The sequence below is a fragment of the Pseudomonas sp. 2822-17 genome, assembly GCF_002742485.1.
In the GTDB taxonomy this organism is placed as follows: domain Bacteria; phylum Pseudomonadota; class Gammaproteobacteria; order Pseudomonadales; family Pseudomonadaceae; genus Aquipseudomonas; species Aquipseudomonas cyclaminis.
In genome coordinates this window covers 1-285 of the sequence record NZ_LJRZ01000661.1, presented here as the reverse complement: position 1 = coordinate 285, position 285 = coordinate 1, and the positions used below count along the sequence as shown (strand labels likewise).

The 285-nt window shown below is 34.7% G+C and carries 1 pseudogene; it reads right to left on the bottom strand.

The features are described from left to right. A pseudogene (locus tag AOA60_RS23775) lies at positions 1 to 232 on the bottom strand (spore coat protein); the annotation flags it as partial. Positions 233 to 285: the final 53 nt, after the last annotated feature.

Below are 285 nucleotides of genomic sequence, written 5' to 3'. Positions count from 1 at the left end.
TGTCATTACGTTCCTCTGTGTCATCTTCACTTCTAGGCATATTAGGGAAAAACTCGAGTAACTCGTTTAAATTATTTGTTATCCCTGAAATTGCTTTTTGATAAATCTTTTTTAGTTCCTGGTTTGTCACTTCAGGAAGAACTTTCTTCAACTTCATTAATCCATTCGCCTGAAATGCAACCAATTCGTGAATCTCCAATGTTTCGTGCCATGCTAAGTGTTGCTTTTCCATATCATACATCTCCTTATTCTTTATGAAATTAACACACATAACACAACCTATTC